This window comes from Micromonospora sp. NPDC049836 (assembly GCF_044465125.1).
Lineage (GTDB): Bacteria > Actinomycetota > Actinomycetes > Mycobacteriales > Micromonosporaceae > Micromonospora.
Genome location: NZ_JBITLH010000018.1, coordinates 18,863 through 42,065 on the forward strand (window position 1 = coordinate 18,863; position 23,203 = coordinate 42,065).

22 protein-coding genes and 1 pseudogene are annotated in these 23,203 nt (G+C 70.4%); 12 read left to right on the forward strand and 11 right to left on the reverse strand.

Annotated features, from left to right (window positions below; genetic code table 11):
- Positions 1-16: 16 nt before the first annotated feature.
- The 4 genes and pseudogenes from ACIBPB_RS30760 to ACIBPB_RS30775 form a co-directional block, all read left to right on the forward strand.
- Positions 17-871, forward strand: a pseudogene (locus ACIBPB_RS30760) (nitric oxide synthase oxygenase); the annotation flags it as partial.
- A gap of 262 nt (positions 872-1,133) precedes the next feature.
- Positions 1,134-1,598: a hypothetical protein gene (locus ACIBPB_RS30765; RefSeq protein ID WP_013476027.1), complete on the forward strand. Its 465-nt coding sequence runs from the start codon at positions 1,134-1,136 to the stop codon at positions 1,596-1,598.
- A gap of 687 nt (positions 1,599-2,285) precedes the next feature.
- Complete coding sequence (locus ACIBPB_RS30770; protein ID WP_013476028.1) at positions 2,286-3,389, forward strand: site-specific integrase; 1,104 nt, start codon at positions 2,286-2,288, stop codon at positions 3,387-3,389.
- Positions 3,390-3,840: 451 nt separating this feature from the next.
- Positions 3,841-4,290: a hypothetical protein gene (locus ACIBPB_RS30775; protein ID WP_030500440.1), complete on the forward strand. Its 450-nt coding sequence runs from the start codon at positions 3,841-3,843 to the stop codon at positions 4,288-4,290.
- A 117-nt stretch (positions 4,291-4,407) separates the two neighbouring features.
- Here ACIBPB_RS30775 and ACIBPB_RS30780 read toward each other — a convergent pair whose 3' ends face one another.
- On the reverse strand, positions 4,408-4,659 hold the full coding sequence (locus ACIBPB_RS30780; RefSeq protein ID WP_170215183.1) for a hypothetical protein: 252 nt from the start codon (positions 4,657-4,659) through the stop codon (positions 4,408-4,410).
- An 895-nt stretch (positions 4,660-5,554) separates the two neighbouring features.
- Positions 5,555-5,746, reverse strand: a complete 192-nt coding sequence (locus tag ACIBPB_RS30785; protein ID WP_030500441.1) for a hypothetical protein — start codon at positions 5,744-5,746, stop codon at positions 5,555-5,557.
- Positions 5,747-5,980: 234 nt separating this feature from the next.
- On the opposite strand from ACIBPB_RS30785, the gene ACIBPB_RS30790 reads away from it, so the two are divergent.
- From ACIBPB_RS30790 to ACIBPB_RS30810, 5 genes are all read left to right on the forward strand, one after another.
- On the forward strand, positions 5,981-6,385 hold the full coding sequence (locus ACIBPB_RS30790; RefSeq protein ID WP_013476029.1) for a hypothetical protein: 405 nt from the start codon (positions 5,981-5,983) through the stop codon (positions 6,383-6,385).
- A gap of 96 nt (positions 6,386-6,481) precedes the next feature.
- Positions 6,482-7,600: a sulfite exporter TauE/SafE family protein gene (locus ACIBPB_RS30795; RefSeq protein WP_013476030.1), complete on the forward strand. Its 1,119-nt coding sequence runs from the start codon at positions 6,482-6,484 to the stop codon at positions 7,598-7,600.
- Positions 7,597-7,815 carry a heavy-metal-associated domain-containing protein gene (locus tag ACIBPB_RS30800; RefSeq protein WP_013476031.1) on the forward strand — a complete coding sequence of 73 codons (219 nt, stop codon included), beginning with the start codon at positions 7,597-7,599 and terminating at the stop codon, positions 7,813-7,815. Before ACIBPB_RS30795 ends, ACIBPB_RS30800 begins: the two co-directional genes overlap by 4 nt.
- A complete protein-coding gene (locus tag ACIBPB_RS30805; protein ID WP_013476032.1) occupies positions 7,812-8,261 on the forward strand; it encodes a DUF2752 domain-containing protein in 450 nt (149 codons plus the stop codon). The genes ACIBPB_RS30800 and ACIBPB_RS30805 overlap by 4 nt, the downstream gene beginning before the upstream one ends.
- A gap of 86 nt (positions 8,262-8,347) precedes the next feature.
- Positions 8,348-8,569 carry a hypothetical protein gene (locus tag ACIBPB_RS30810; RefSeq protein ID WP_049800110.1) on the forward strand — a complete coding sequence of 74 codons (222 nt, stop codon included), beginning with the start codon at positions 8,348-8,350 and terminating at the stop codon, positions 8,567-8,569.
- 282 nt (positions 8,570-8,851) lie between these two features.
- Here the strand turns inward: ACIBPB_RS30810 and ACIBPB_RS30815 are convergent, their stop codons facing one another.
- Positions 8,852-11,239, reverse strand: a complete 2,388-nt coding sequence (locus ACIBPB_RS30815) for an MMPL family transporter (RefSeq protein ID WP_114920892.1) — start codon at positions 11,237-11,239, stop codon at positions 8,852-8,854.
- A gap of 134 nt (positions 11,240-11,373) precedes the next feature.
- Between ACIBPB_RS30815 and ACIBPB_RS30820 the strand changes: the two genes are divergently transcribed.
- A complete protein-coding gene (locus tag ACIBPB_RS30820; RefSeq protein WP_013476035.1) occupies positions 11,374-12,894 on the forward strand; it encodes an MFS transporter in 1,521 nt (506 codons plus the stop codon).
- A 140-nt stretch (positions 12,895-13,034) separates the two neighbouring features.
- Complete coding sequence (locus ACIBPB_RS30825; RefSeq protein WP_052165558.1) at positions 13,035-13,718, forward strand: helix-turn-helix transcriptional regulator; 684 nt, start codon at positions 13,035-13,037, stop codon at positions 13,716-13,718.
- A 196-nt stretch (positions 13,719-13,914) separates the two neighbouring features.
- Here the strand turns inward: ACIBPB_RS30825 and ccsB are convergent, their stop codons facing one another.
- From ccsB to ACIBPB_RS30860, 7 genes are read right to left on the reverse strand one after another with little or no spacing between them, the layout of a single operon-like run.
- Positions 13,915-14,913: a c-type cytochrome biogenesis protein CcsB gene (gene ccsB, locus ACIBPB_RS30830; RefSeq protein ID WP_013476038.1), complete on the reverse strand. Its 999-nt coding sequence runs from the start codon at positions 14,911-14,913 to the stop codon at positions 13,915-13,917.
- 57 nt (positions 14,914-14,970) lie between these two features.
- Positions 14,971-15,432: a DUF2752 domain-containing protein gene (locus ACIBPB_RS30835; protein WP_013476039.1), complete on the reverse strand. Its 462-nt coding sequence runs from the start codon at positions 15,430-15,432 to the stop codon at positions 14,971-14,973.
- A complete protein-coding gene (gene lnt / locus ACIBPB_RS30840) occupies positions 15,429-17,096 on the reverse strand; it encodes an apolipoprotein N-acyltransferase (RefSeq protein ID WP_013476040.1) in 1,668 nt (555 codons plus the stop codon). Before lnt ends, ACIBPB_RS30835 begins: the two co-directional genes overlap by 4 nt.
- Positions 17,093-17,878: a cytochrome c biogenesis CcdA family protein gene (locus tag ACIBPB_RS30845; protein ID WP_013476041.1), complete on the reverse strand. Its 786-nt coding sequence runs from the start codon at positions 17,876-17,878 to the stop codon at positions 17,093-17,095. The genes lnt and ACIBPB_RS30845 overlap by 4 nt, the downstream gene beginning before the upstream one ends.
- The gene (locus ACIBPB_RS30850) at positions 17,871-18,479 is read right to left on the reverse strand and encodes a TlpA disulfide reductase family protein (RefSeq protein WP_030500445.1); all 609 of its coding nucleotides are present in this window, start codon (positions 18,477-18,479) and stop codon (positions 17,871-17,873) included. The genes ACIBPB_RS30845 and ACIBPB_RS30850 overlap by 8 nt, the downstream gene beginning before the upstream one ends.
- A 5-nt stretch (positions 18,480-18,484) precedes the next feature.
- On the reverse strand, positions 18,485-18,835 hold the full coding sequence (locus tag ACIBPB_RS30855; RefSeq protein WP_013476043.1) for a helix-turn-helix transcriptional regulator: 351 nt from the start codon (positions 18,833-18,835) through the stop codon (positions 18,485-18,487).
- A complete protein-coding gene (locus ACIBPB_RS30860; RefSeq protein WP_143766998.1) occupies positions 18,832-20,418 on the reverse strand; it encodes a cytochrome c biogenesis protein ResB in 1,587 nt (528 codons plus the stop codon). The genes ACIBPB_RS30855 and ACIBPB_RS30860 overlap by 4 nt, the downstream gene beginning before the upstream one ends.
- Before the next feature lie 365 nt (positions 20,419-20,783).
- On the opposite strand from ACIBPB_RS30860, the gene ACIBPB_RS30865 reads away from it, so the two are divergent.
- Positions 20,784-21,641 (forward strand): hypothetical protein, encoded by an 858-nt coding sequence (locus ACIBPB_RS30865; protein ID WP_013476045.1) that lies wholly within the window; start codon positions 20,784-20,786, stop codon positions 21,639-21,641.
- A 63-nt stretch (positions 21,642-21,704) separates the two neighbouring features.
- Here ACIBPB_RS30865 and ACIBPB_RS30870 read toward each other — a convergent pair whose 3' ends face one another.
- Positions 21,705-23,066: a hypothetical protein gene (locus ACIBPB_RS30870; protein ID WP_013476046.1), complete on the reverse strand. Its 1,362-nt coding sequence runs from the start codon at positions 23,064-23,066 to the stop codon at positions 21,705-21,707.
- Positions 23,067-23,203: the final 137 nt, after the last annotated feature.

Here is a 23,203-nt window from a genome sequence, read left to right on the forward strand (position 1 = left end):
GCACAACGAGTTAGGGATGCCCGGCCTCGCGCGCCGCTGGCGAGAGGTGCGCGCCGAGATCCGCGCGAACGGGACGTGGCGGCCGACCTACGACGAGCTGGCCTACGCGGCGCGGGTGGCCTGGCGCAACTCCGGCCGCTGCATCGGCCGGCTGCGCTGGCCCAGCCTCATCGTCCGCGACCGCCGCCACATCACCACCCTGCAAGAGGTGCGGCGAGAACTGGCCGCTCACCTCGACGAAGCCACCAACGGCGGACGGATCCGCTCCGTCATCACCGTCCTCCCACCCGCCACACACACCGGCCCGCCCCCGGTGCGCATCATCAGCCCGCAGTTGGCCCGCTACGCGGCCTGGCAGAGCAGAGACGGCGTCCTCGGTGACCCCACCAACGTGGCCTTGACCCACCTGGCCACCTACCTCGGCTGGTCAGGACCCACTCGGCGTGGCCTGTTCGACATCCTGCCCTGGATCGCCGCCACCAACGACGGGAGACTGCACCTGCTACCGGCCGAGCCGGCGCACATCCTCGAAGTGCCGATCCACCACCCCGATCATCCGTGGATCGCTGACCTCGGACTGCGCTGGCCCGCCGTACCCGTCATCAGCAAGATGGCGCTCCACTTCGGTGGCCTGCAGTTCCCTGCTCCGTTCAGCGGCACCTTCATGGCCTCAGAGATCGCCACCCGCAACCTCGCCGACGCCCACCGCTACCACCAACTCCCCGCCATCATCGCAGGCCTGGGCCTCGACGACCGTGACCGGCTGCGCGCCGACAAGGCTCTGCTCACCCTCCACGAAGCCGTGCTGCACAGCTTCGAAACGGCGGGCGTGTCCATCACCGACCACCACCGCGAAAGCCGGGCCTTTGCCCGCTTCGTGCAGCGCGAGGAAGCAGCCGGCCGCGTCGTGGTCGGTGACTGGAGCTGGCTCAACTCCTACCCGAGGACTCCTCAGGCCCCTCCTGGAGCCGCTACTACCACCCCGGCCAACCCACCCCGGCCCTTGTCGCGGACCCGTACTGCCTCGCCCTCACCGCCGGCCGCCCCAGGCCCGGCCACGAACCCTCACCGCGTCAGCGCGCCGACGTCCCCCCGGCCGCTGCCGCCACACCCAACCACTCAAGGGAGGACACATGTCCACACGCACACCCGCCAGACCCCACCGGCGACTGACGCGCCTGGCCGCGGCAGCCGTCACCCTGATGGCCGTCACCGCCGGCCTCGTCGGTGTCTCCGGGCCCGCCCAGGCTTCCGGCTGCCGCGCCGCACCGTACAGCGCGAAATTCGGGGCCGCCGACTACTTCATGCAGTACGACGGCGTCGAAGTCATCAGCTACCCCAGGTACCCCAGCTACTACCGCACCACCAGCCAGTGCCGCGATATCCAGGTCCGCAACACCGGCGACGGCGTGGACTTCGGCCCCTTCTACGCCTGCGTCAACTTCTACGGACGTGCCACCTGCAACAACTGGACCTACGTGCCCGTCGGCCAATGGCGCAATCTCGCGACCAACGTCAAGGACGGCACCAAGTTCTACGTCTGGGTCCGCATCGACATGGGCAGGTACTACGGATTCAGAGCCGTCGGCGACTGGTGATCGAGCCTGGGGCCCGCGGTTGCGCGGGCCCCAAGCTCCGCACCGCTAGTAGTCGCCAATTGGAACGCGTTGCATCGATGCGATGAGACCTGAGAGCTCGGCTCCCGAGCAGGTCACCTACATCCTAGGACGCCTAGCGGATGTGATCTTCTCGGAAGCGGCAAATTTGGGGCCGAGGTCGCCGAGAACCAGATTCTATGAACTAGATGTGCGGGGAGCCGGAGCAGTGGCTTTTGCGAATGCAGCATCCGGAGTTGACGAGGGCGCGAGGCTATCGGCCAAGGCGCCAACATCATTGCTGGCAGCCATCGGTCTCCCGGCCCCTCGGAGACGTAGATCCGCGAATGGTGGCCATTGGCAATACCGTCTCAGTGTCATGGACGCGCGAGGGCGGCTTGCCGATCGAGCCCCGGTTCGCGCCATGGGGTGGACCCCGGGCGACTGGCTGAACGGCAAAGTGGGGGATGGCTTCATCATAATCGAGCGCGGCGAGGACGGGACTTGTCTGGTTACAGCACAGGGACACCTCCGCGTACTCTCTGCGATCAGGCATTCGGCCGAGCTGTCCGCCGGTGAACGATTCTTGGTGATAGCGCGGAGGAAGGAAGGAGCGGTCATCCTTTGCACCATGGATCTTGTGGAGTCTGCGCTCGCAGCTTTCATGCGCAGTGACTCAGGTGGTGTTACATGACCGGCCCGTTGCCGAATGGACTAACCAATCAAGAGGTAGCCGCCCTGCGGTCGATTCTTGCGCGGATTCCCAATGAAAGGTCGCCTGGGCCGTCGGCAATCGGCGAAGCGACGGGAGTCCCGACCTTTCGCGACTACATCCAGCGTGTATCGGTGGCCGTTGCTCCAGGCTCCCGCCGACTTTACGAGAGCTACTGGAAGCGAATCGACCAGTGCTGGGGCGAGCGCCAACTGAACGACCCGACACCATCCGAAATCTCGGCGCTTGTAGAGCAGATCCGCGCGAGTGCAGTCGTGCGGAGTAACTCACGCGGGGGTCGATCTGCGGCTGAACACACGGTCTCTGCCCTTCGCTGCCTCTATGCATTCGCGGTCGCCGACGGCTTGATTGCCGAGGCCGAAGATCCAGCTCGACGGGTGGCGAAGCCCCGAAGGCTGCCGAGTAATCGGCATGCCCTAACGGAACGTCAGCTTGCGCAGATTGTGGAACACGCAGTGAGTACGGGAAATGATCCGCACCTAGACTCCCTCATTCTGCGACTTCACATCGAAACAGCCTGCCGGCGGGGTGGAGCGCTCGGTCTGGACCGAGCGGACCTGGACCTCGACAACTGCTGCATTCGGCTCACCGAGAAGGGCGGGACAGTTCGCTGGCAGCCCGTCTCGCCTTCTATGCTGCGTATGCTTGTCCGGCACTACGAAGAGCGCCGGAACAACGGCGGCGATACGCACCTGCTCAGCTACCGGTCGGGCGCTCCGTTGACGAGCCGTCGCTACGATCATCTCTGGCAGCGATTGGGGCGTCGCCTCCCTTGGGTCCAAGCCCAGCAGGTATCGACACATTGGCTACGCCATACCACGTTGACCTGGGTTGAACGGAATTTCGGATATGCCATCGCAAGAGCATATGCCGGGCATAGCGGCAGGTCGGACGCCGGTGTGACAAGCACCTACGTCAAGGCAGACATTTATGATGTGGCACGGGCGCTATCTTCACTTTCAGGCGAGCCGCATCCGCTTGTTGCCGAGGAACAGGCGATACCTTGGCCGGAGCGCATGCTAGCCGTGCCCGAGGGCGAGGATGAGGTCATGGCGCCGTAGCTGAGTTAGAGCCGGACGACTTCGAAGCCGAGCTGTCCCCAGCCGCAGGTCTGGCGGATGAGGAGCCCGTCCTCCCGGCAGGGAGGCTGGCACTGACTCCGCCACCGCTCTTTCAGCTCCTGCTCAGCCTGTTCAAGATCCGCCAGCCAGGACTGTTCCTCGGCGTACCGCACCCGCGCCTGTTGTCAGCGAGCCTCCTGCCTACCTGACCATCGTGCGTTTGGAGCCACATGCCGTACGCCGGCGTGGATGCCGACCTCGCAGGCTTGCCCTGGTGGGCGGCTGGCCTAACCGGCGAGGCAGGTGATGCTCCAGGGCGCCATCCAATCCCTCTCCGGCCAGACCGATGACAGCGGCTGCTCTCCCCAAAGCCCTGCTTCGATCGCATCCGCACGCGGACTGGACCGGCCGGTGGCCAGCGCACGCGGAGGCCCGCGAGTTCGGCTGGCACGTGCGGTGGGACTTGGAGGGGCGGAAGTTCGTGCGCTGCGCCCCCGACGTGGAGGGCTCCGGGCCGGACCTGTCGCGGCTGTACGAGCACGCGCGGTGGGACCAGGCGGCGCGGCGCTGGGTGCGGCGCCGGGCGGTGCTGTTCTCGCGGGCGGTGCGCGGCGGCCGGGCCACCCTGGAGGAGCTGACGAAGGCGGCGCAGCGCTGGCGCGCCGAGCAGGGCTACGAGGTGGTCGGCGAGCACGCCGGCACCCGCGGCTGGCGGGAGGCCGTCGCCGACATCGAGGACGGCGTGGCCGACCTGGTGGTGGTGCCGTCGGTGGAGCGGCTGGGGTTCGGCAAGCAAGTGTTCGAGCGGATCGCAGCGGCATACGCGGCGGGCGGCGATGTCGCCGGCCCCGGTGTGCAGATCAACGGGAACGGCCGGATCGTCGGCGCCTCAACCAGCTAATCCGCTGAGGGGACCAGCGGCGCGAGCTAGGCCGCTCAGCGGACCAGCCGGCCGCCGAGCCGGCAGCAACGGGGACGGCCCCCGCACCGGATGATCCGGTGCGGGGGCCGTAAGGGTTCAGCGGTACTGCCGGCGCTCGCGTTGCAGCATGACGAACGTGGCCAGGGCCAACCCGACCGGTGTGGCCGACTCGGGCACCAGGTGCGTGCCGACGCCGACGGCGGCTGCGAACAGCCCCATCAGCAGCGTGCTGTACGGGATCCCCGGCTCGCCGAGCGCACCCTGCGGTATTACCTGGGGTGAACCCTTGTGGATTACCTGGGGTACCCCGTGCTGCACTTCTGCTGCATAAGCCCGTAGTCTGGGCATTGCGTTGACTCCTTCCGCCCGCACGGCGTTGGTGTTGCGCTTCGACGGGCGCCCGGGGTCCAGCCGGGTGCCCGTCCTTCGTTTGCGCCGGGATCGGTCGACCACGGCACGCGTCCGGGTCCTTCAAGTGGCTCCACGCGATGAGCTTTACCTGGGGGTCATCGAAGTACCGGACTCCTAGGCACTCTAGTGCGCCGACGGGACATTCCCCGTGTCGGACCACCTGTTCGTACGCCTGTGCGGCGGGAGTGCTGAGAACGGGGTGGACGGCCTGTGCCGCAACGGGATCGAGGCTGCCAGGGGTGCTGGGTGGCGGCAAGGATTTCACAGTTTCGCCACCCGCTAAGAGCTGGAACGTGCAGCTCTCCTACAACGCGTAGCCGTTTCACCGGTCCTGGAAATGGGGCGGCGGGCAGGCGACGAGGCTGGTGAAGAGGTCGCCGAACTACCAGGAAGTTCGCCTGGGCGGTCGAGTGCCACGGGCGGACCGGCCGAGGACCTGGAAGCCGTAGCAGATGCCGAAGACCGGCACGGGGTGCGGGTCGAGATGAGTTCGGCGAAGCCGACCCAGTTGCCGACTTTGGGCAGCCCCGAGGACACCGGCCCGATCGTCGACGAGATGGGGGTGGACTCGTTATTCGGGGGTTGGCGAGGTCCTGCATCTCGTACTCGTCGGTCAGGCGCGGCGTGGCGTGTCGCAGCCGTCGCCGATGGCCGGTGGAGGGCACCTATTCGACTTCTGCGCTATTCGTCGATCTTGGCATTCTCGGTGGCATGCAGCCGGCACTACTAGGTATCGCCGGCTTGAGCCCAGCCGGGCATGGAGCGAGATATCGGATCGCACGGCTGCCCGAATGGTGCCGACGTGTGCTGACGGATCGGGACAGGGGAGGGATCACCAGAACACTGCTCGCCGCTGGGCTGGCCATCGCGTCGGTCGCGGCGCATGGGCGTCCGGGGCCAGCTGCCAGCCCTGCGCCGTCAGCTCGCGCACCTCCGACAGCTGCTCTGGCTCCAACCCGTCCGCGTCCGTGTCGGCGGCCGGGTTTGGGGGCTCGTCGATGCCCCAGCCGTAGGCGCTGTCCATTTCCGCAGCGTACGACCGCAGGCGACGGGTGCCTCAGAAGTCGGGCTTGGGTCGGCTGTTGAGGTAGACCGTCCAGACCAAGTCACGACTCGGACATTCGGGGTGCTCACAGCTGTCACCTCCCATGTCACCCTCACCATTCCTGCTCACACCGGACTCACCTACGCCTGCTGGGATCCGCCGTGCTGCCGGAGGCCGCCGCGAAGCCCCGTTTATGCTTGTCGGGTGCCTGCGGTGATCCAGACCCAGCCCGGCCGGCCGGTCCGGCTGGCGCGGTTGTGGCTGGTCGCCGCGGTCCTGGTGGCTGTGGGGTGGATGCACGGCCTGCAGTGCAGCGACGGCATGGCCATGGTCACCGCCATGCCCGCCGGCGGCGTGCACCTCACCATGGACTCGTCGATGGGCCACGATGGCCCGACGATCACCACCAGCGATGAGAACCCGCCGTCCGGGCTGGGCGGCGAGTTGCTGGGCGCGTGTCTGGCGCTGCTGGTCGGCGTGGTCGGCGCGATGCTGCTCGACCGACACCCGGCCCGCCCTCTCATCGCGCTAGTGCTGGCCGCCGCCCGCTCACAGCATCGCGCCCGGATTCGGGTGCGGGCGCCCACGCTGGCACAACTCTGCCTTCTGCGCACGTAGGAGAAGTCTGCCCATCGCACCTGGTCGCCGCTGCGCGCCCAGGGCGATGTTCTGGCGTGCTCGCTTCTCTCGTTCGCTCAGAAAGGCCCACTATCAATGAATCTTGTCCCTGTTCTGCTCACCGGACTGTTGGCGGGCGGGGTGTCCTGCGCCGCCGTCCAGGGCGGCCTGCTCGCGGGCCTGGTCGCCCGGCAACGCGCCACGGTTCCTGCCGGCCCGGCGTCGCCGCAGGTCCGCCCCCGCCCAGGCAGCCCCGCTTCCGCGCCCACCCGACCGGCCCGGGTGTTGCTGGCCGATGACCTCGCCCCGGTCGGCGGGTTCCTGGCCGGCAAGCTGACCTCCCATGCGCTGCTCGGCGCGGTTCTCGGCGCGCTGGGCGGTGCGGCGCAGCTGTCCCTGCACGTGCGCACGATGGCGCAGCTCGCCGCGGGCGTCCTGGTGATCGCTTTCGGGCTGGCCCAACTCGGCGTGCCCGGTTTCAAGGGCCTGGTCATCGAGCCGCCGACGGCGTGGACCCGGTTCGTGCGCGGCCGGGCCCGCTCCGGCTCGATCTTCGCGCCGGCCCTGCTCGGCGTGGCATCGGTGCTGATTCCGTGCGGGGTCACCCTCTCGGTGATGGCGTTGGCGATCACGTCCGGTTCCGCTTTGGCTGGGGCGGCGACGATGGCGGTGTTCGTGGCCGGCACCGGCCCGCTGTTCGCGGTACTCGGCTACGCGGCGGCGGCGGCCCGGCGGGCGGCCGGGGCGTGGCGGCGCCGCCTCGCCCTCGCCACCGGACTGGTCGTGCTCGCCATGGGCCTGTACACGTTCAACGGCGGGCTGGAGATGTCCGGTTCGCCGGTGGCGGCCAGCCAGCTCGCCGCCGCGGCGGGGTTCGGGCCGGCGCCCGTCACCGCCGCCGCAGTTGCCGCCGACGCACCGCCGGTGTCAATGGTCGACGGCAGGCAGGTCGTGGTGATCACCGCGACGACCGGCGCGTACGCGCCGGGCAACATCGCCGTGCGGGCCGGTGTACCCACCACCCTGGTGGTACGGGCACACAACGCCGAGGGTTGCGTCCGCGCGTTCGTCATCCCGTCCATGGGTGAGCAGTGGATCCTGCCGGTCAATGGAGATACCAGCATCGACCTGGGTACCCCCGGGGCCGGCACGTTGCGCTACACGTGCGGGATGGGCATGTACACCGGCAAGCTGACCATCAGCGAGCAGTCATGAGCAGGTACACGTTCTCCGTGACCGGCATGCACTGCACCAGCTGCGGGCTGCTCATCGACGAAACTCTCGAAGACCTGCCCGGGGTCACCCGTTCGCAAACCAGCGTGCGGGCCGGCCGGACGGTGGTCGACCTCGACGAAGCGTTGTGTGCCCCGGCGCAGGTCGCCGCCGCCATCACCGCTGTCGGCTACCCCGCCCAGCCGGAGGTGTCATGAACACCATCACGGTGCCCCGCCCGGCCGGGGCGGTCCGGTACACGCCGCTGGCGGTGTGGGTGATGCTGGCCGGCGCCACCGCATACGTGCTGGCCTTCAACCCCACCGACCGGCTCGCCGATCCGACCGGGCCGTGCGTGTGGCACGCCTTGTTCGGCATCGACGGACCCGGCTGCGGCGGCACCCGCATGTACTGGTATCTGGTCCACGGCAACCTGATCCAAGCCGCCCGGCACCACCTGGCCGCCTGGGCCGCCACGCCGTTCGTGCTGTACGCCCTCGTCGCCTGGACCGCCAGCTGGACATTCGGCCGGCGGCTACCTCAGCTACGGATACCACGCTCGGCCTACGTCACCTACCTCGCCTTCTTCCTCCTGTATTCGGTGGTTCTGCGCAACCTGCCCTGGGCCCCCTTCACCTGGTTCTATGTACCCGACCTCGTGTAGGCGACGGCCTGACCGGTCCGCCCGACGGTGTCGACAGACGCGCGCCGGGTAGTACCGGTCAGGCCCGTGGCGGGAGGTGAGGCCAGGTGATGGACGGCATGGCCGGCATGGTCATATACATGCTGATCTGGGGTGTGCTCGGACTCGCCCTGATAGCACTGGTCGTGGTGGGCGTGGTCTGGCTGGTCCGGTCAATGTCAGGTACCCGGGCGGATGCGGCTGAGCAGGAGCTGCGCCGCAGGTACGCGGCCGGCCAAATCGATGCCGAAGAGTTTCGCCGCCGCCAGGAGGAACTGCGCCGTCCGTAAGAGTCGGCGGCTGAGCGGTGAGGCGCCGCCTGGACTCCTCCCCTCCCGCGCCGCGACCGAGGAGACTGTGGGACCGGCACAACCGAGGGCTGGCAGCAAGCACTGAACACCCTCGCCATGTACTACGGCGAGCGCGCCCCCACCAGAGGATGAGAAGGCGATCACCGCATCCCACACAAGGTTCCGGACAGCCTCCCGCCCTGCCCGGGACGTGCCCGGGCAGGGCGCCCGTGAGGTTCAATGTCGATGCAGGCCCTTGGCTTAGCCGGGTTGGAGGCCAGGTCAGTGCCGGATTCGGAGCCGGGTGTGTAGGCGGTGTAGCCGTTTCGGCGCCCACCAGTTGGCGGAGCCGAGGAGCCTCATGAGGGCGGGGACGAGGAGGGCGCGGATGATGAAGGCGTCGACGAGGACGGCGAGGGTGAGTCCGCCGCCGAGGACCTTGAGGTAGGTGATGCCGGAGGTGGCGAGGGCGGCGAGGACGATGGCGATGAGCAGTGCGGCGGCGGTGACGAGCCGGCCGGTGCGTTGTAGGCCGGTGGCGATGGCGGTGGTGGTGTCGCCGCTGTGGTCGTATTCCTCTTTGATGCGGGAGATGAGGAAGACCTCGTAGTCCATGGCGAGGCCGTAGGCGACGCAGAACATCAGGACGGGTGCGGTGACGTCGATCCAGCCGGTGGGGGTGAAGTCGCCGAGCAGGTTGCGGAGGTTGCCGTCCTGGAAGACGTAGACCAGCGCGCCGAACGTGGCGGTGAGGCTGATGGTCGACAAGACGATGGCCTGGACGGGGATCAGCAGGGACCCGGTGAGGGCGAACAGCAGCACCGCGGTGGTGATGATGACGATCCCGAGCGCCCATGGTAGTCGGTCCGCGATGGCGTCGCGGGTGTCGACCAGGGTGGCGGCGGGGCCGGTGACCAGGGCGGGTGCGGGTGCGGGCAGGTCGCGGATCTGTCGGACGAGGCGGGTCCCGCTGCCGGAGGTCGGTTCGACGTCGGTGACGGCGGACAGCCAGGTGGAGCCGTCGGCGGCGCGGAACCGTGCCGATGCGGGCGTTGGTGGGGCGAGGATCTGTCCGTTGCTGTAGCTGCCGAGGGCGGTGTCGACCCGGGTGACGTGGGGCAGTGCGGACACGGTTGTGGCGTAGGCGTCTAGTTGCGGATCGTCGACGGGGTTGTCGAGGACGATCGCGGTGGCGGTCGTCTCCTGCGTGTCGAAGCGGGTGCGTAGTTTTTCGGAGGCTTGGTAGCCGGGTGCGTCTTTCGGCAGGACCCGGTGGTCGTTGATGCCGAATTCGACCTGGGTGAACGGGGCGGCGAGGGCGGCGAGCACGGTGACGGTGGTGAGGGTGACCACGACGGGCCGGCGCATCACCGCGGTGGCGAGGCGGTGCCACCGGTCATCGGCCGGACGTTGAGGTGTGCGGCGGCGTCGTAGCCGTGGGCGCAGATTGAGGGCGTTGATGCGTGGTCCGGCCAGCGCGAGCAGGGCGGGCAGGACCAGTAGCGTCGCGGCGGCGGTGAGGGTGGAGACGGCGATGCCGGCGTAGGCGAAGGAGCGCAGGAAGTAGCCGGGGAAGACCAGTAGCGCCGACAGGGCCAGGGCAACGGTGATCGCGGAGAACAGGATCGTGCGCCCGGCGGTGCGCATCGCCGCCTCGATCGCGTCGGCGACGGCCTGGCCGGCGGCGAGTTCCTCGCGGTAGCGGGTGATGAGGAACAGGCTGTAGTCGATGGCCAGGCCGAGACCGAGGGCGGTGGCGAGGTTCAGGGAGAACACCGACACGTCGGTGACGGTGGTGATGGCCCACAGCGCGGCGAGGGTGCCGAGGATGGACAGCACCCCGATCAGCAGTGGCAGGGTGGCGGCGACGGCGCTGCCGAACACCAGCACCAGGACGAGCAGGGTCAGCGGCGCGGTGAGCAGTTCGGCGCGGGTGAGGTCGGTTTCGGCTTGGGCATCGACCTCCCGGTCCAGCTGCGCCGATCCGGTCACCTGGACGGCCAGCGGGCCGTTGTCGGCGCCGAGGTGGCGAAGGACCCGGGCGGCCGTTGCTTCGGCGGCCTCGTCGTCGCCGGCCATGCGCAGCAGGAGCAGACCGATCCGCCCGTCGGAGGACCGTAGCGCAGACGGTCGGCCCGGGGACCAGTAGGAGTCCACGCCCGCCACACCCTCCACGGTGGCGATCTGGTCGGTCAGGGCGGTGCCGGCGGCGACCGCCTCGGGATCGTCGACCGTGCTGTCGGCCTCTGCGAGCAGGACCAGTTGTGGCTCGCCGGCGTCGAACCGGTCGGCGAGGATCTGTTGCGCCCGCTCGGATGGCGCGTGCGGGTCGGTCAGCCCCCCGGAGCCCATCCGGTCACCGGCGGAAGCGCCGATCACCCCGCTCAGCAGCGCCGCCGCCAGCGCCACCACGAGTACGACGACCGGGTGGCGGATGGACAGGCGCGCCAGCCTCGCGAGCATCCCAGCCGGACGCCGGTTGGCGGGCGGTGACGGTGGTGACGGCGTGGCGGCGATGTTGACGTTCATGTCGCTCAGCATCGCCAGGTTGCCAGCGGCCGGCTTGAACAGATCCGCTACCGCCCTAACCTGCCCGTGGGCAGCGAAGGTGTGCGCGTTGGGGGCTGCCCAGCGGGTGCCGCGTGACTGCGGACGAGAGGTGCCTGCCATCCCTGGATTATCGGCTGGCGGCGATGATAACGTGCTGAGCCGAATAACCGCGAGCGGGCGATGACAACATAGTTGAACGATGAAGGGGATGGTCGGGCGTGACGACAAGGGGTGGTGCCGCGGTCGGATCTGCGGTGCCGGTGGACCCGCGGCGGTGGTGGGCGCTGGCGGCGATCGTGCTGACTGCCGTCACGCTCGGCTTCGATATCACGATCATGAATGTGGCGTTGCCGACGATTGCGTCCGCTTTGGACGTGGGGACGTCCGGGCTGCAGTGGATGGTCAACGCCTACGTGCTGGTGCTGGCCGGGCTGATGTTGACCTGCGGTGCGCTGGGTGACCGGTGGGGACGCAGAAAGCTGCTGCTGGTCGGATTGGGTCTGTTCGGTGCCGCCTCGGTGGCGGCGACCTGGGCCGACACCGCCGCGATCGTGATCGCCGCCCGCGCGGTGATGGGTGTCGGCGGCGCGATCATCCTGCCGGTCGCGTTCGCGGTGCTGCCGGCGCTGTTCCCGCCGCACGAGCGGGGCAAGGCTGTCGCGGTGACCGTGGCGGCCACCGGCGTGGGCATCCCGCTCGGCCCGCTGATCGGCGGCTGGCTGCTAGACCACTTCTGGTGGGGTTCGATCTTCCTGATCAACATTCCGATGGCCGCGGTGGCGATGCTGGCCATCGTGGTGCTGCTGCCCGAGACGCGTGACCCCCACCCGCCGCGACCCGACGCGCTCGGCGCGGTGCTGTCCACCGCCGGGCTGGTCGCGCTGGTGTACGGGTTCATCGAGGCTCCCGGCCGTGGCTGGAGCGCCCCCGTTGTCGTGGTCGCCCTCACTGCGGCGGTGGTGCTGTTGGCGGGGTTCGTGTGGTGGCAGCTACGCACCGATCAGCCGATGATCGACCTGCGGCTGTTCGGCCTGCGGCAGTTTCTCTGGGGCAGCGTCGCCGGCATGCTGGTGACCTTCGGCCTGCTCGGGATGCTGTTCGTGGTGCCCCAGTATCTGCAGCTGGTCAAGGGGTTTGATCCGTTCGGCACCGGGCTGCGCCTGTTGCCGATGATCGCCGGGTTGGTGATCGGGGCGTCGGCCGGCGAACGGATCGCCGCTCGTGCCGGCTACCGGATCCCGATCACCGCGGGCCTGCTGATCCTCGCCGCAGGGCTGGCCGCAGGAGCGACCACCGATCTGGACAGCGGGTACGGGTTCGTCGCGGCCTGGCTGGCCGCCGTCGGGCTGGGCATCGGCATGGCGTTGTCTCCGGCGATGGACGCCATCCTCGCCGCCCTGCCACCGCAGCGGTCCGGCTCCGGCACCGCGGTCACCATGACGCTGCGCCAGGTCGGCGGCGCGCTGGGCATCGCTCTGCTCGGCAGCGTTTTGTCCCAGGGCTACACCGCCCGCCTGGACACCACCGGCCTGCCGACCGCAGCGGCCAAAGCCGCGGGTGAGTCCCTCGCCGCAGCCCTGGCCGTCGCCGCCCGCCTCGACAACCCGGCACTGGCTGCCGACGCGAAGGCCGCCTACCTCCACGGCATGACCCTCGTTCTGGTGGTCTGCGCCGTGATCGCCCTGCTCAGCGCCGTGGCCATCGCCGTGCTCATGCCGGGCCGCCGCCCGTCCGCCGGGCTCACCCCTTCGCCGGAGCGCAAGGTGCCGGCGTGAACAGCATCAGCACCGCCGCGCCGACCGGCGGACCGCGACAGCCCACTGCCCCTACGCCCGCCGCTCCTCAGACAGCCCGCGACGCCCGGACACCCGCAGGCGGTGGCTGGGCCGGCACTCTCACCACCGAACCAGGGGTCATGGCCTACACCGGCGTCATCGGAGCGGCCCACGCACACGCCCACGCCGCCGTGCAGGTTCTTCACCTCCACGACGGCCACGTCATCCTGCGCGACGCCACCGGCGCCACCCGCGCCGCCACCCGCGCGATCATCCCCGCCGGGGCGCGTCACGAAATCGTGACCACCACAGCCGCGACCGGCGTCATGACCTTCCTCGACCCGACGAGCGCCGCCGGACATGCCGCCGCTACCGCCCTACAGCGCACCGGCGGCGAGCTGTCTGATGTCGACACGTGGCGAGCCGCCGCGGACCCTACAGGCGCCGCCACTTCGACAGACGGGCACACGCCCACGCAACGTCACCAGCATCCGGCGCTGGTGCAGGCCCTGACAGCCGCACCGAACCTGATCGGCGGTCCGATGACGCTGACGGACCTGGCCGGCCGGGTCGGCATCTCGCCCAGCCGCCTCGGGCACCTGTTCGCCGGGCAGCTGGGCCTGTCATTCCCCACCTGGCGCCGTTGGACCCGCCTGCAACACGCCCTACGACAGGTGTCGGCTGGAGCATCCCTGACCGTGGCGGCGCACGCCGCGGGATTCGCCGACAGCGCCCACCTGACCCGCACCTGCCGCGCCATGTTCGGCCTCACACCCACCGAAGCACTACAGGCCATCGGTTGGGACAACCAGCCAAGACCATGACGCAGGCCCTCGGTCAGCAGGTGGTGCGCCTGCTCCGCGTGGGTATCCACGGCCGGGTCGGACTGGCGTTCGCGCCGAGGGTTTGGCGAGCCTGAGGTGCGCGCTGCATTCGCTCGACTGACGGTCCGCAACGCAGGCCGATCGTCCAGCTCAGTGCATCGGACTGGGCCAGGAGCCCTCTCGTTCATTCTCTCTATCAGTTGGTTCCGGCGTAGGAGTGCAAGCCGGCGATGACGAGGTTCACGGCGAACAGGTTGAACATCATGGTCGCCCATCCGAGAATAGCGAGCCACGCGACGACGGGACGTTTGACGCTGGGGGTGGCGCGGGCGTGAAGGTAGCCGGCGTAGATCACCCAGGAGATGAAGGACCAGGTCTCCTTGGGGTCCCAGCCCCAGTACCGGCCCCAGGCGGCCTCGGCCCAGATGGCGCCGGCGACGACGGCGAAGGTCCAGATCGGGAAGGCGAGCGCGTGCATCTGGAACGTCAGCCGCTCCAGTGTCTCGGTGGCGGGGAGGTAGCGGCCGAGCGCGGAGACGAACCCGTACGGCTTGTTCGTGGCGGTGTCGCGGTCGTGGCGCAGTCGGATCAGGTAGCCGGTGGCGGCGATGAAGCCGATCAGGAAGATCCCGGACGCGATCGCGGCGGCGCTGACGTGGATCTTCAGCCAGTAGGAGTCGAGCGCTGGGACGAGCGGCCCGGCGGGTGTGTGCAGCCGCATGGCGGCCAACCCGAGCAGGGTGACGGCGGCTAGGGCGATGTAGAGCCCGACGGGACGCACCGCGGGACGGCGTGTGAGCAGCCCGAGCCAGGCCAGCACACCGACCAGGGTGACCGCGAGAACGAACTCGTACATGTTGCCCCACGGCACCCGGTCGGCGGCAAGGCCGCGGGTGACCAGACACGACGCGTGGGCTACGGCGCCAGCGCCGGTGGCGGCTACTGCCAGCCAGCCGGCCAGCCTCGACCGGCTTCCGGGCGCGGTGGCCGAAGTGGAGGCAGCGGCGCGAGTAGAGGTCGGTGGCGGGCCGGTGGGTGGGCCAGCGGTTGTGGTGGTGGCCATGGCCGGTAGGCGTGTGTCGACGGCTGGGACAGCGTGGGATCGGCGGAAGGCGTGTTCGGTGGCGTAGCCGACCATCGCGACCAGGTAGGCCAGCAGGGTGACGATGAGCAACTGGTCAGACAGTGCTGCCATGGGGGCAACCTTTCGTGACTCGGCCGGCGCTGGTCGCGTGACTTCGCCGACGCTGGGTTACTGGATGTCGGTTAGGTGCAGCCCGGTGAACGGCGGCCAGGGTAGGTTCCGCGCGATGGCGAACACCGCCCAGGACGCGGCGTAGGCAATCAGCAGCCAGCGTGGCAGCGGCAGTGCAGGCAGCCACCGCCCCATGGTGGAGGCCGTCCACCGTGCCCAGGCGTAGCCGACAACGGGCACAGCGATCAGGGCAGGCAGGTGGTGGCGGGCGGCCTCGGGCAGGTTGCCGTGCAGCAGGTGCCACATCATCCGGGTCCCGCCGCACGTCGGTCCCTGGGTGCCGGTCATCGCGGTCCACAGGCAGCCGCCACTGATGTCGGGGATCGCGTCGGTCGGATTGTGGGTGAGGACCCAGGCGACCGCGGCGGCGAACAGCGCCGCCGCGCCGAACGGCCCGGCTAGTCCCCACCAGCGCGGCGGCGCCGACGGGCCGCCGCCATAGGGTGAAACGCTGCTCATACGGCCTCCCGCGTGGGTTCGGTGATCTGGCGACCACCACGCTCGGTGACTCCGCCACCGCCAGCGGGCGTGATGGTGGTGTGGCGTACCCGGGCGGAGGCGAGCAGCGCGGCGACGGCGGCAGCCACCATGGCCCACTCCGGGGCGGAGCCCACCCGGGTCGCCATGGTGATGGCTGTGGCGAGGCGCACCTGGCGCACGAGTACCGCCTGGGTGTTCATGGTGGTGGCGTCGTGCGTGGTGGCGTCCGGGTCGACGAACGCCGAAATCCCGACGGTGGAGGCCATGAGGGCGGGGCGGCCGTGCTCGACCGCCCGCAGTCGCACCATGGCCAGCTGTTGGCTGGCCTCGGCGTAGTTGAAGGTGGCGTTGTTGGTCTGTACCGCCAGCAGTTGCGCGCCGCCGGTGACGGTGTCGCGAACCAGGCCGTCGTAGGCGACCTCGAAGCAGATCACGTCACCGACCCGGACACCGCCGATGGGTAGCACGCCGGGGGTGGTGCCGGCGACGAAGTCGGCGCGGACCCGATCAACGAGCGTGGTGACGCGCCGCACGAGTGGTCGCATCGGCACGTACTCGGCGAACGGCACCGGGTGACGTTTGACATAGGTGTCGGTCGGCCCGGCGGTGGGGGTCCATACCAGCCCGGCGTTGCGGACCTTGCCCTGGCCGGGGCCCTGCAGCACGGCGCCGACCAGGATCGGGGCGCCGATCGCGTGGGCGGCGGCGTCGATGCGGGCGGCGGCGTCGGGGTTGAGCAAAGGGTCGATGTCGGAGGAGTTCTCCGGCCAGATCACCAGTTCCGGGCGCGGCTGGCGGTGCTCGCGTACCGCGTCGGCGAGCTGCAGCGTGGCGGTGACGTGGTTGTCCAGCACTGCCCGGCGTTGGGCGTTGAAGTCCAGGCCCATGCGCGGCACGTTGCCCTGCACGACCGCGACCACCACCGTGCGGTCGGCCGCCGTCGGCAACGGCACCAGCGCGGCGAAGGCCATCACCGCGGCGGCGAGGCCACCGAGCAGACCGGCGTGGACCGCCCGCCGCGACAGGCCGGCACCGGTCCGTACCGACAGCCGCCACACTGCCATCGCGAGCAGTCCACCGGCCACGGCGACCGTGAAGGTCACCAGCGGTGCGCCGCCGAGCGAGGCCAGCCGCACGGTGGGCGCGTCGGCCTGGCTGAATGCCAGCCGTCCCCACGGGAACCCCCCGAACGGGGTCCGTGAGCGCGCGGCCTCCTGCGCCACCCACAGCAGCCCCGTTACCAGTGGCCACGCCCACCTGGCCCGGTCCACGAGGGCGCTGGCATAGGCGGTCGCGGCGCCGAGCAGCGCCAGGTACAGCGACTGCAGTGTGGCCAGTAGCAGCCACGGCCACCAACCGACCTGCAGGCCGGTGAAGCTCAGCAGCGGAACGAAGAACACCAGACCGCACACCATGCCCAGTGCGGCACCGGCACGCGCCGGCCGGCCGTGGACGGCCAGGGCCAGCAGCGCCACCCCGACCGGGGCGGCCCACCACCAGCCGTACGGTGGGAACGCCACCAGCAGCGCCAACCCCGCCGTGGCCGACGCGGTGAGCGCCCACGCCGTGGACACCCCCCGCACCCCACCGTTCTGATCCGCCACGGCGACGACGGCCGGCGGGGATACGACGGGGGTGGTCATATGCCGACCTGGCCGGGTCCGACGGTGGCGCGCAGCCAGATGGTGAACGTCGACCACCAGCCGGTCATCAACGCCACCCCCACCACGACGAGCAGCACCCCGCCCACGCGGGTGATGGTGCGGCTGTGCCGCCGGGCCACCGCCAAGGCGGCCAGCACCCGGCGCAGGCCCAGGCCGAACAGCACGAACGGTGCGCCCAGCCCGACGCAGTAGGCGACGGCCAGGGCCACGGCCCGCCCGGTGGTCCCATCCACCGCGGCCAAAGCCAGCACCGCACCGAGGGTGGGGCTCACGCACGGCACCCAGCCGACGCCGAACACGACACCGAGCAGCGGCGCCCCGGCGAGCCCGGGCGCCGGCAGCCGTCGTAGCCGCCGTTCGTACTGGGCCGCTGGCACCAGGCCTAGGAAGCTGAGGCCCAGCACGACGGTCAGCGCGCCGGCGATGATCTCCACCGTGCGGGCGTGGACTAGCAGCAGACGCCCTGCGCTGGCGACGGTGACCGCGGTGAGGATGAACACGACGGTGAATCCGGCGACGAACAGCAGCGTGCCGGCCAGCAGCCGTCCCCGAGCCGGGCGCCGCGTCATCGTGTTCACCGTCCCCGCCGCGGCTGAGGTGCTCACGTCCTCGCCGGCCATCCCGGTGACGTAGGAGACGTAGCCGGGGACGAGGGGCAGCACGCACGGCGACAGGAAACTGGCCAGCCCGGCGAGCGCGGCCACGCCGAGGGCGAGCAGCAGCGGACCTGACGTCGCCACCCCGGCGAACATCTCACCCATCGCCGCCACCGGCCTCGCCCGCGATCTGGCGGACCAGCGGTTCCAGCTCCCGCTGGCTGACCACCTTGCGCAGCACCACCGCGACCATGCCCTTACGGTCGACGATCACCGTCGCGGGGATCGTGTTGGGTGACACGTCGGTGAACCCGAGCGCGACCCGCCCGGCCGGGTCGAACAGGCTCGGGTACAACTCCCGGCCCTCGACGAACGCTTTCGCTTGGTCGCGGCCGTCGCGCAGGTTGACCCCCACGAACCGCACCCCGAGGTTCTTGGTCGCCGTGAACGTGGCGTTGAGTTCGCCGGCCTCGGCCCGGCACGGTGCGCACCACGACGCCCAGAAGTTCACCACGGTCACCTGGCCGTCAAGGGTGGCGGCGTCGAACCGGCTGCCGTCGAGCAGTTCACCGCCCAGCCGTGGGGCCCGCGCCCGCTCGGCGGGCGGATACACCACGCTGGCCCCGGGGTCGACGCGGCCGGTGTCGGCGCCCTGCACCACCGCGGTGCTCGCCTGCCCGCCGTCGCGGGTCGGTCCACCCGCGCAACCGGTCGCCGCCAGGATCACCGCCGCCGACAGGGTCGCCGCGGCCAGCCGCCAGGACATTCCGGTCACCGCGGCCTCCTGCCCTGTTCGGCGCACAGCGTGACCGGATGCCCGCCGTCGGCCAACAGTTCCTCCGCGGCCCGCAACAGTGCCTGCAGGCGCGGGGAGGCCAGCCGATACCACACCGACCGGCCCGGTCCCGGCCGGCTGGTGACCAGGCCGCAGTCGCGCAGGCAGGCCAGATGCCCGGACACACCGGACTGGCTGGCCCCCACCGCCGACATCAGCTCGGAGACGGTCCGCTCGCCGTCGCGTAGCGCGGTCAGCAGCGCCAGCCGAGTTGGTTCGGCCAAGCCCCGAAACAGTCGCGCGGCGACCTGCACGTCGTCCCGCGACGCCACCTGCGGTATCGTCACCGGGCGACGTTATCAGCCGAAGCTGATACTGCCTCGTCCGGGACCGGCATGCTGTCCTCGGTCGTCATCCGGTCGGTAGCCTGCTCGTCGAGTTGGGTGGGGACCGCCGCGCGGGCGGCCGCCGTCAGAGCGGCGAACTCGGCGTTGAAGCCGGGGTAGTCGCTGCGGGGCAGGCCGCCGGCGGTGATGGCGCAACCGTCGGGTGCCGGGGTGATCCGGAACCACAGGCGCCGCCGCCGGACGGTCAGCGTGCCGACGAGGCCGGCCATCATGAGAACGGCGGCGGCCAGCACGATTGGCTCGCCCGGATCATGGCGAACGGTCATGGCGATCCACCGCCGGGTGCCGAGGAACTCCAGGGTCGTGCCGTCGTCGAGGGTCCACCGCTCGCCCGGCCGTAGCATCTTCGCCGGCCCGGGTAACTGCGTGAGCCGGCCGTCGGCCAGGGCGCGGCGCGGCACCTCGTACACCGACTGGGGTATCCCGGTTTCCAGGCCCAGGTTGCCCCGGTAGGCGGTCAGCAGCAGGCCGGGCGCGTTCTCGGCCGGGTGCGCGGACAGCGCCGGCGGCCCCGTTGCCGGGACCGTGGGCACGTACACGCCGGAGAACGCCGCCTGCGCGTCGGTGGACCGGGTGCCGGTACGCGGGTCGGCGTTGGCGTCCGGGAACAGCGCCGCGCCTTCGCTGGTGACTGCGGCGTCGATCGGCAGGAACGGCGACACGGAGGTTTGGGCCCGCCCCTGCCGGTCGGTGTAGCGCAGCACCGGGGCGTAGCCGTGCCCGAGCAGATACAGGTTCGCCCCGTCGAGCCGCAGCGGCGTGTTGACCTCCAGCACGTGCCGGCCGCCGTTCTGCTGCGGCGTGGACCAGGTCACGTCGGCGCGGAACACGGTTGGCTGGCCGTTGTCGAGGAACTCGGCGTGGAACCGGTTCAGCTCGACGCAGAAGCCCGGCAGGTCGCGTGGCTGCAGCTGCGGCCCGAGCCCGTACTCGTCGAACTGCTGCAGATTGGTGCAGAACCCGGTGTCCGGTCCGGCTACCACGATCCGGTTGCCGTACCAGCCCCACCCGTACCCGTACGCCACCCCGGCCAGCAACGCCAGCAGCGCGAGGTGGAACGCCAGGTTCCCGGTCTCCTTGAGGTACCCCTTCTCCGCCGCGACGGTCACCTCGTCGCCGTCGGCGCGGACCGCCACGCGGAAACGCCGCGACCGCAGCAGCCCCCGCACCCGTACCGCGGCCTCGGCCGGCGCCAGGGCCGACTGGCCCACCCCAGTGTGGGCCGGCAGCCGGCGGAAGTGCCGCGGCGCCGGCGGCGGACGACGCCGCAGCGCGGCCACGTGCTCGCGCAGCCGTGGTGGCAGCACACCCACCAATGAGGTGAACAAGAGCAGGTAGATCGCCCCGAACCAGGGCGAGGAGTACACGTCGAAGAATCCGAGGCGGTCCAGCCACCTGCTCAGCTCGGGATTGGCTGCTCGGTACGCGTCGACCTTCTCCACGCCCAGGTTGCGCTGCGGCAGCACCGAACCCGGCACCGCGGCCACAGCCAGAAGGAACAGCAGCACCAGCGCCGTACGCATGCTGGTCAACTGCCGCCACCAACGGCGCGCCAACCCCAGCCCGACCGTCACGCCGCGTCGCTCCACCAGGTTCCTCTCACCCCGAACCGCCAGCGATTCATCGCTGGCGGCCGACGATAACAGTCTCACCTGATGCCACCCGCCGGTGGCCAACCTCCGCCTACAGAAGTGCCCGCCCGTCCGGTGCCGCCGGCCGCCGCGTTCAGCGCACGGTCGATGTGTCTGGATCACCGTCGACCCGCCGCGTCTGACACCGCCGGTTCGTGGCGGGGCGATCAATCAGAGGTTGCGGTGTTGACACGGCTCGTAGGCGCCCTCCCGGCCTGGGATGGTCCCCGGCGGCGGATGTCTGCCAACATGGCCGCGTGACGAACCACCGGTCCGATCTGCCAACGGAGAACCACGCCGGCTTCCGCAGGAAGGGGGCGGGACGGCGCTGGCTCGTGGCCAGCGCAGCGGTGTGGGCCGTGCTGTTGATGGCTGCAGCCGGGTTCTCGGCGCGCCACGATGCGCCGACGGTGCGGGAGCAGCGAGACCTCGCCGCCGCCGACACGGTGGTCGACACCGCGCTGGGCGCAGTGTTGGCTGCCGCTCACCCGTGGCCGGTCCTCGAGATCACGTCCGACCTGGTCTCACCAGGGTGCCGCATCACCCCGTTCCGTGACGGCGCCAGCCTCAGCCGCCGCCTGCTGCTTGCCCTGCCCGAACACCACACCACCGACGCCTTGACCCTGTTGGCGCAGCGCCTGCCCGCAGGGTACCGGGCCAGCGTGGCGGCATCGCCCGGCGCGGCGCCGACGCTGCAAGCCGACGCGGGCGGTTTCGTCAGCGTGCGCGGGATCGCCAGCGCGCCGGACACGATCACGGTGACCGTCGACAGCGGTTGCCGGCCGCCGGCGCGGCTGGCCCCCGCACCGTCGGTGGACGAACGCGACCGCGCCGTGCTCGCGCCGGTCGCCGCCGCACTCGGCGGGTCGGCGGATCAGTTTTCCGCGGTGCAGGTGCCGTGCCCGGGCGGCGGCACGGCCCGCGCGGTGACCGCCACTGTCGCCGGGGTGCCGGTGCAGCAGCGATGGGCGCCGGCCCTGCGTGCGATCTCCGAGGGGACCGTTGTGCTGGTGGACGATGCTGCCCGCTTCGCCTACCGGACCGCCACGGGCACCGTGACGGTCCGGCGCGACAGTGACCGGCTTGCGGCCACCGCCGTTACCGGTTGCCCATAACCGCTCCGGGCATGTCGACGCGCCGCGCACCGGTGTAGGGACCGTCGGGGCCTGCATCGACAGCTAGTGCAGCGGAATGATGGTGGGGTACTTGCCTCCCGGCGACGCCTGTGGCGGTTCCCCGCCGCGTTCGGTGCTCACGTGGGAGAGGTCGTGCGTGGCGAGCAGGCGGGTGATCGCGGCGTGCACGGTTCGCCACAGCTGGTCCGGGTCGGCGTCGGCGGCTGGTCGCAGGCGTACCCGCAGGGTCGTCGGCGTGGTCTGCGCGATCTGGTACAGGTCGATGCCGGGTATGGGTTCGAGGGTCGTGGCGAAGGCCAGCGGCGCGATCGCGACGGTCCCGCCGTGTGCGGTGGGGAAGGTGAGCAGGTCCGCGGCGCGGCCCTGGACGCGGAGTGCGGGCAGGGGATTGCCGCAGGGGCACGGGTCGGGGCGTTGCAGGACGCTGTCGCCGAGGTCGTAGCGCAGGATCGGCTGGATGCGGTTGGCGAGGTTGCTGATCAGCACAGTGTGCGAGGGTTGGCCCGGCGGGGTGGGTCGATGGTTGACGTCGACGGGTTCCACCACGACCCAGTCGGCGTTGACGTGCAGCCATCCGTGCTGGCAGCTGTAGCTGAGGAACGGGCACTCGGTGGCGGCGTAGCTGTTGGCTACCGTGGTCCGCAGCGTCCGGGCGATGCGGTCGTACTCGGATAGGGGCAGACCCTCGGCGGACAGCATCGTGAGCACCGGGTTGATGTGCAGGCGGCCGGCTGCCTGCTCGCTGGCCAGCAGCGCGGCGGTGCTGGCGTAGGAGGCGAGCAGTGCGGGCTGGAACCGGTTGAGCGCGTCGACCAGGTCGGGCAGTGGCGTGGTCACCGGCAGCACCTGGACGCGGTTGCCGCGGCGCCGCTGCAGCCGGACGGCGGCCACGGTCGAGGCGAAGTGTCCACCGGCCGCGTTCACCATGGTCATCCTTGCGCGGCGGGCGAGGATTCTCGGCAGGTCCCGTGGACGCAGCCAGGCGCCCACCACGCGAGCGGCCAGCACGTTGGTCACTCGAAGGGCGGCGTCGTCGATGAGAAACACACCCCGGGTGCCGGTGGTCCCGGACGTGGTCGCCACCGTGTAGCGGTCGAGGAATCGTTCGCCGATCAGAGCCGGGTTGTCGACGAAGGCGTCGACGGCCTCCCGGGTTACGGCGCGGTCGGTGCCCCACGCGTCGAACTCGGCCATCAGCTGCCCTTTGGTGGTGGCCGGCAGCAGCGTCGGGTCATCGACGCCGGGCGGAACCTGCCGGTACAACTCGCGGTAGAACGGTGAGTAGGCGCGAGCGAAGGCCACCATGTCTCGCAGGCGGGCACGCTGGCGCTGCTCGATGCTGGCGGCGCCTCGTCGCATCACCCGCCGGGTGTCGCGCAGCAGCCACCACACGGAATCGTCCATCAGGCGTGCCTACCATGTGCTGCGCCGAACTGTCGTCCTCCCGCGGCGCTGGGTTGACGGTTCGCGGGGGCTGGCCGGCCGAGCCACCCACAGGGACGTCGTGGCCGGCCGGTGCCGCAACCGGCCGTTGCGCCGAT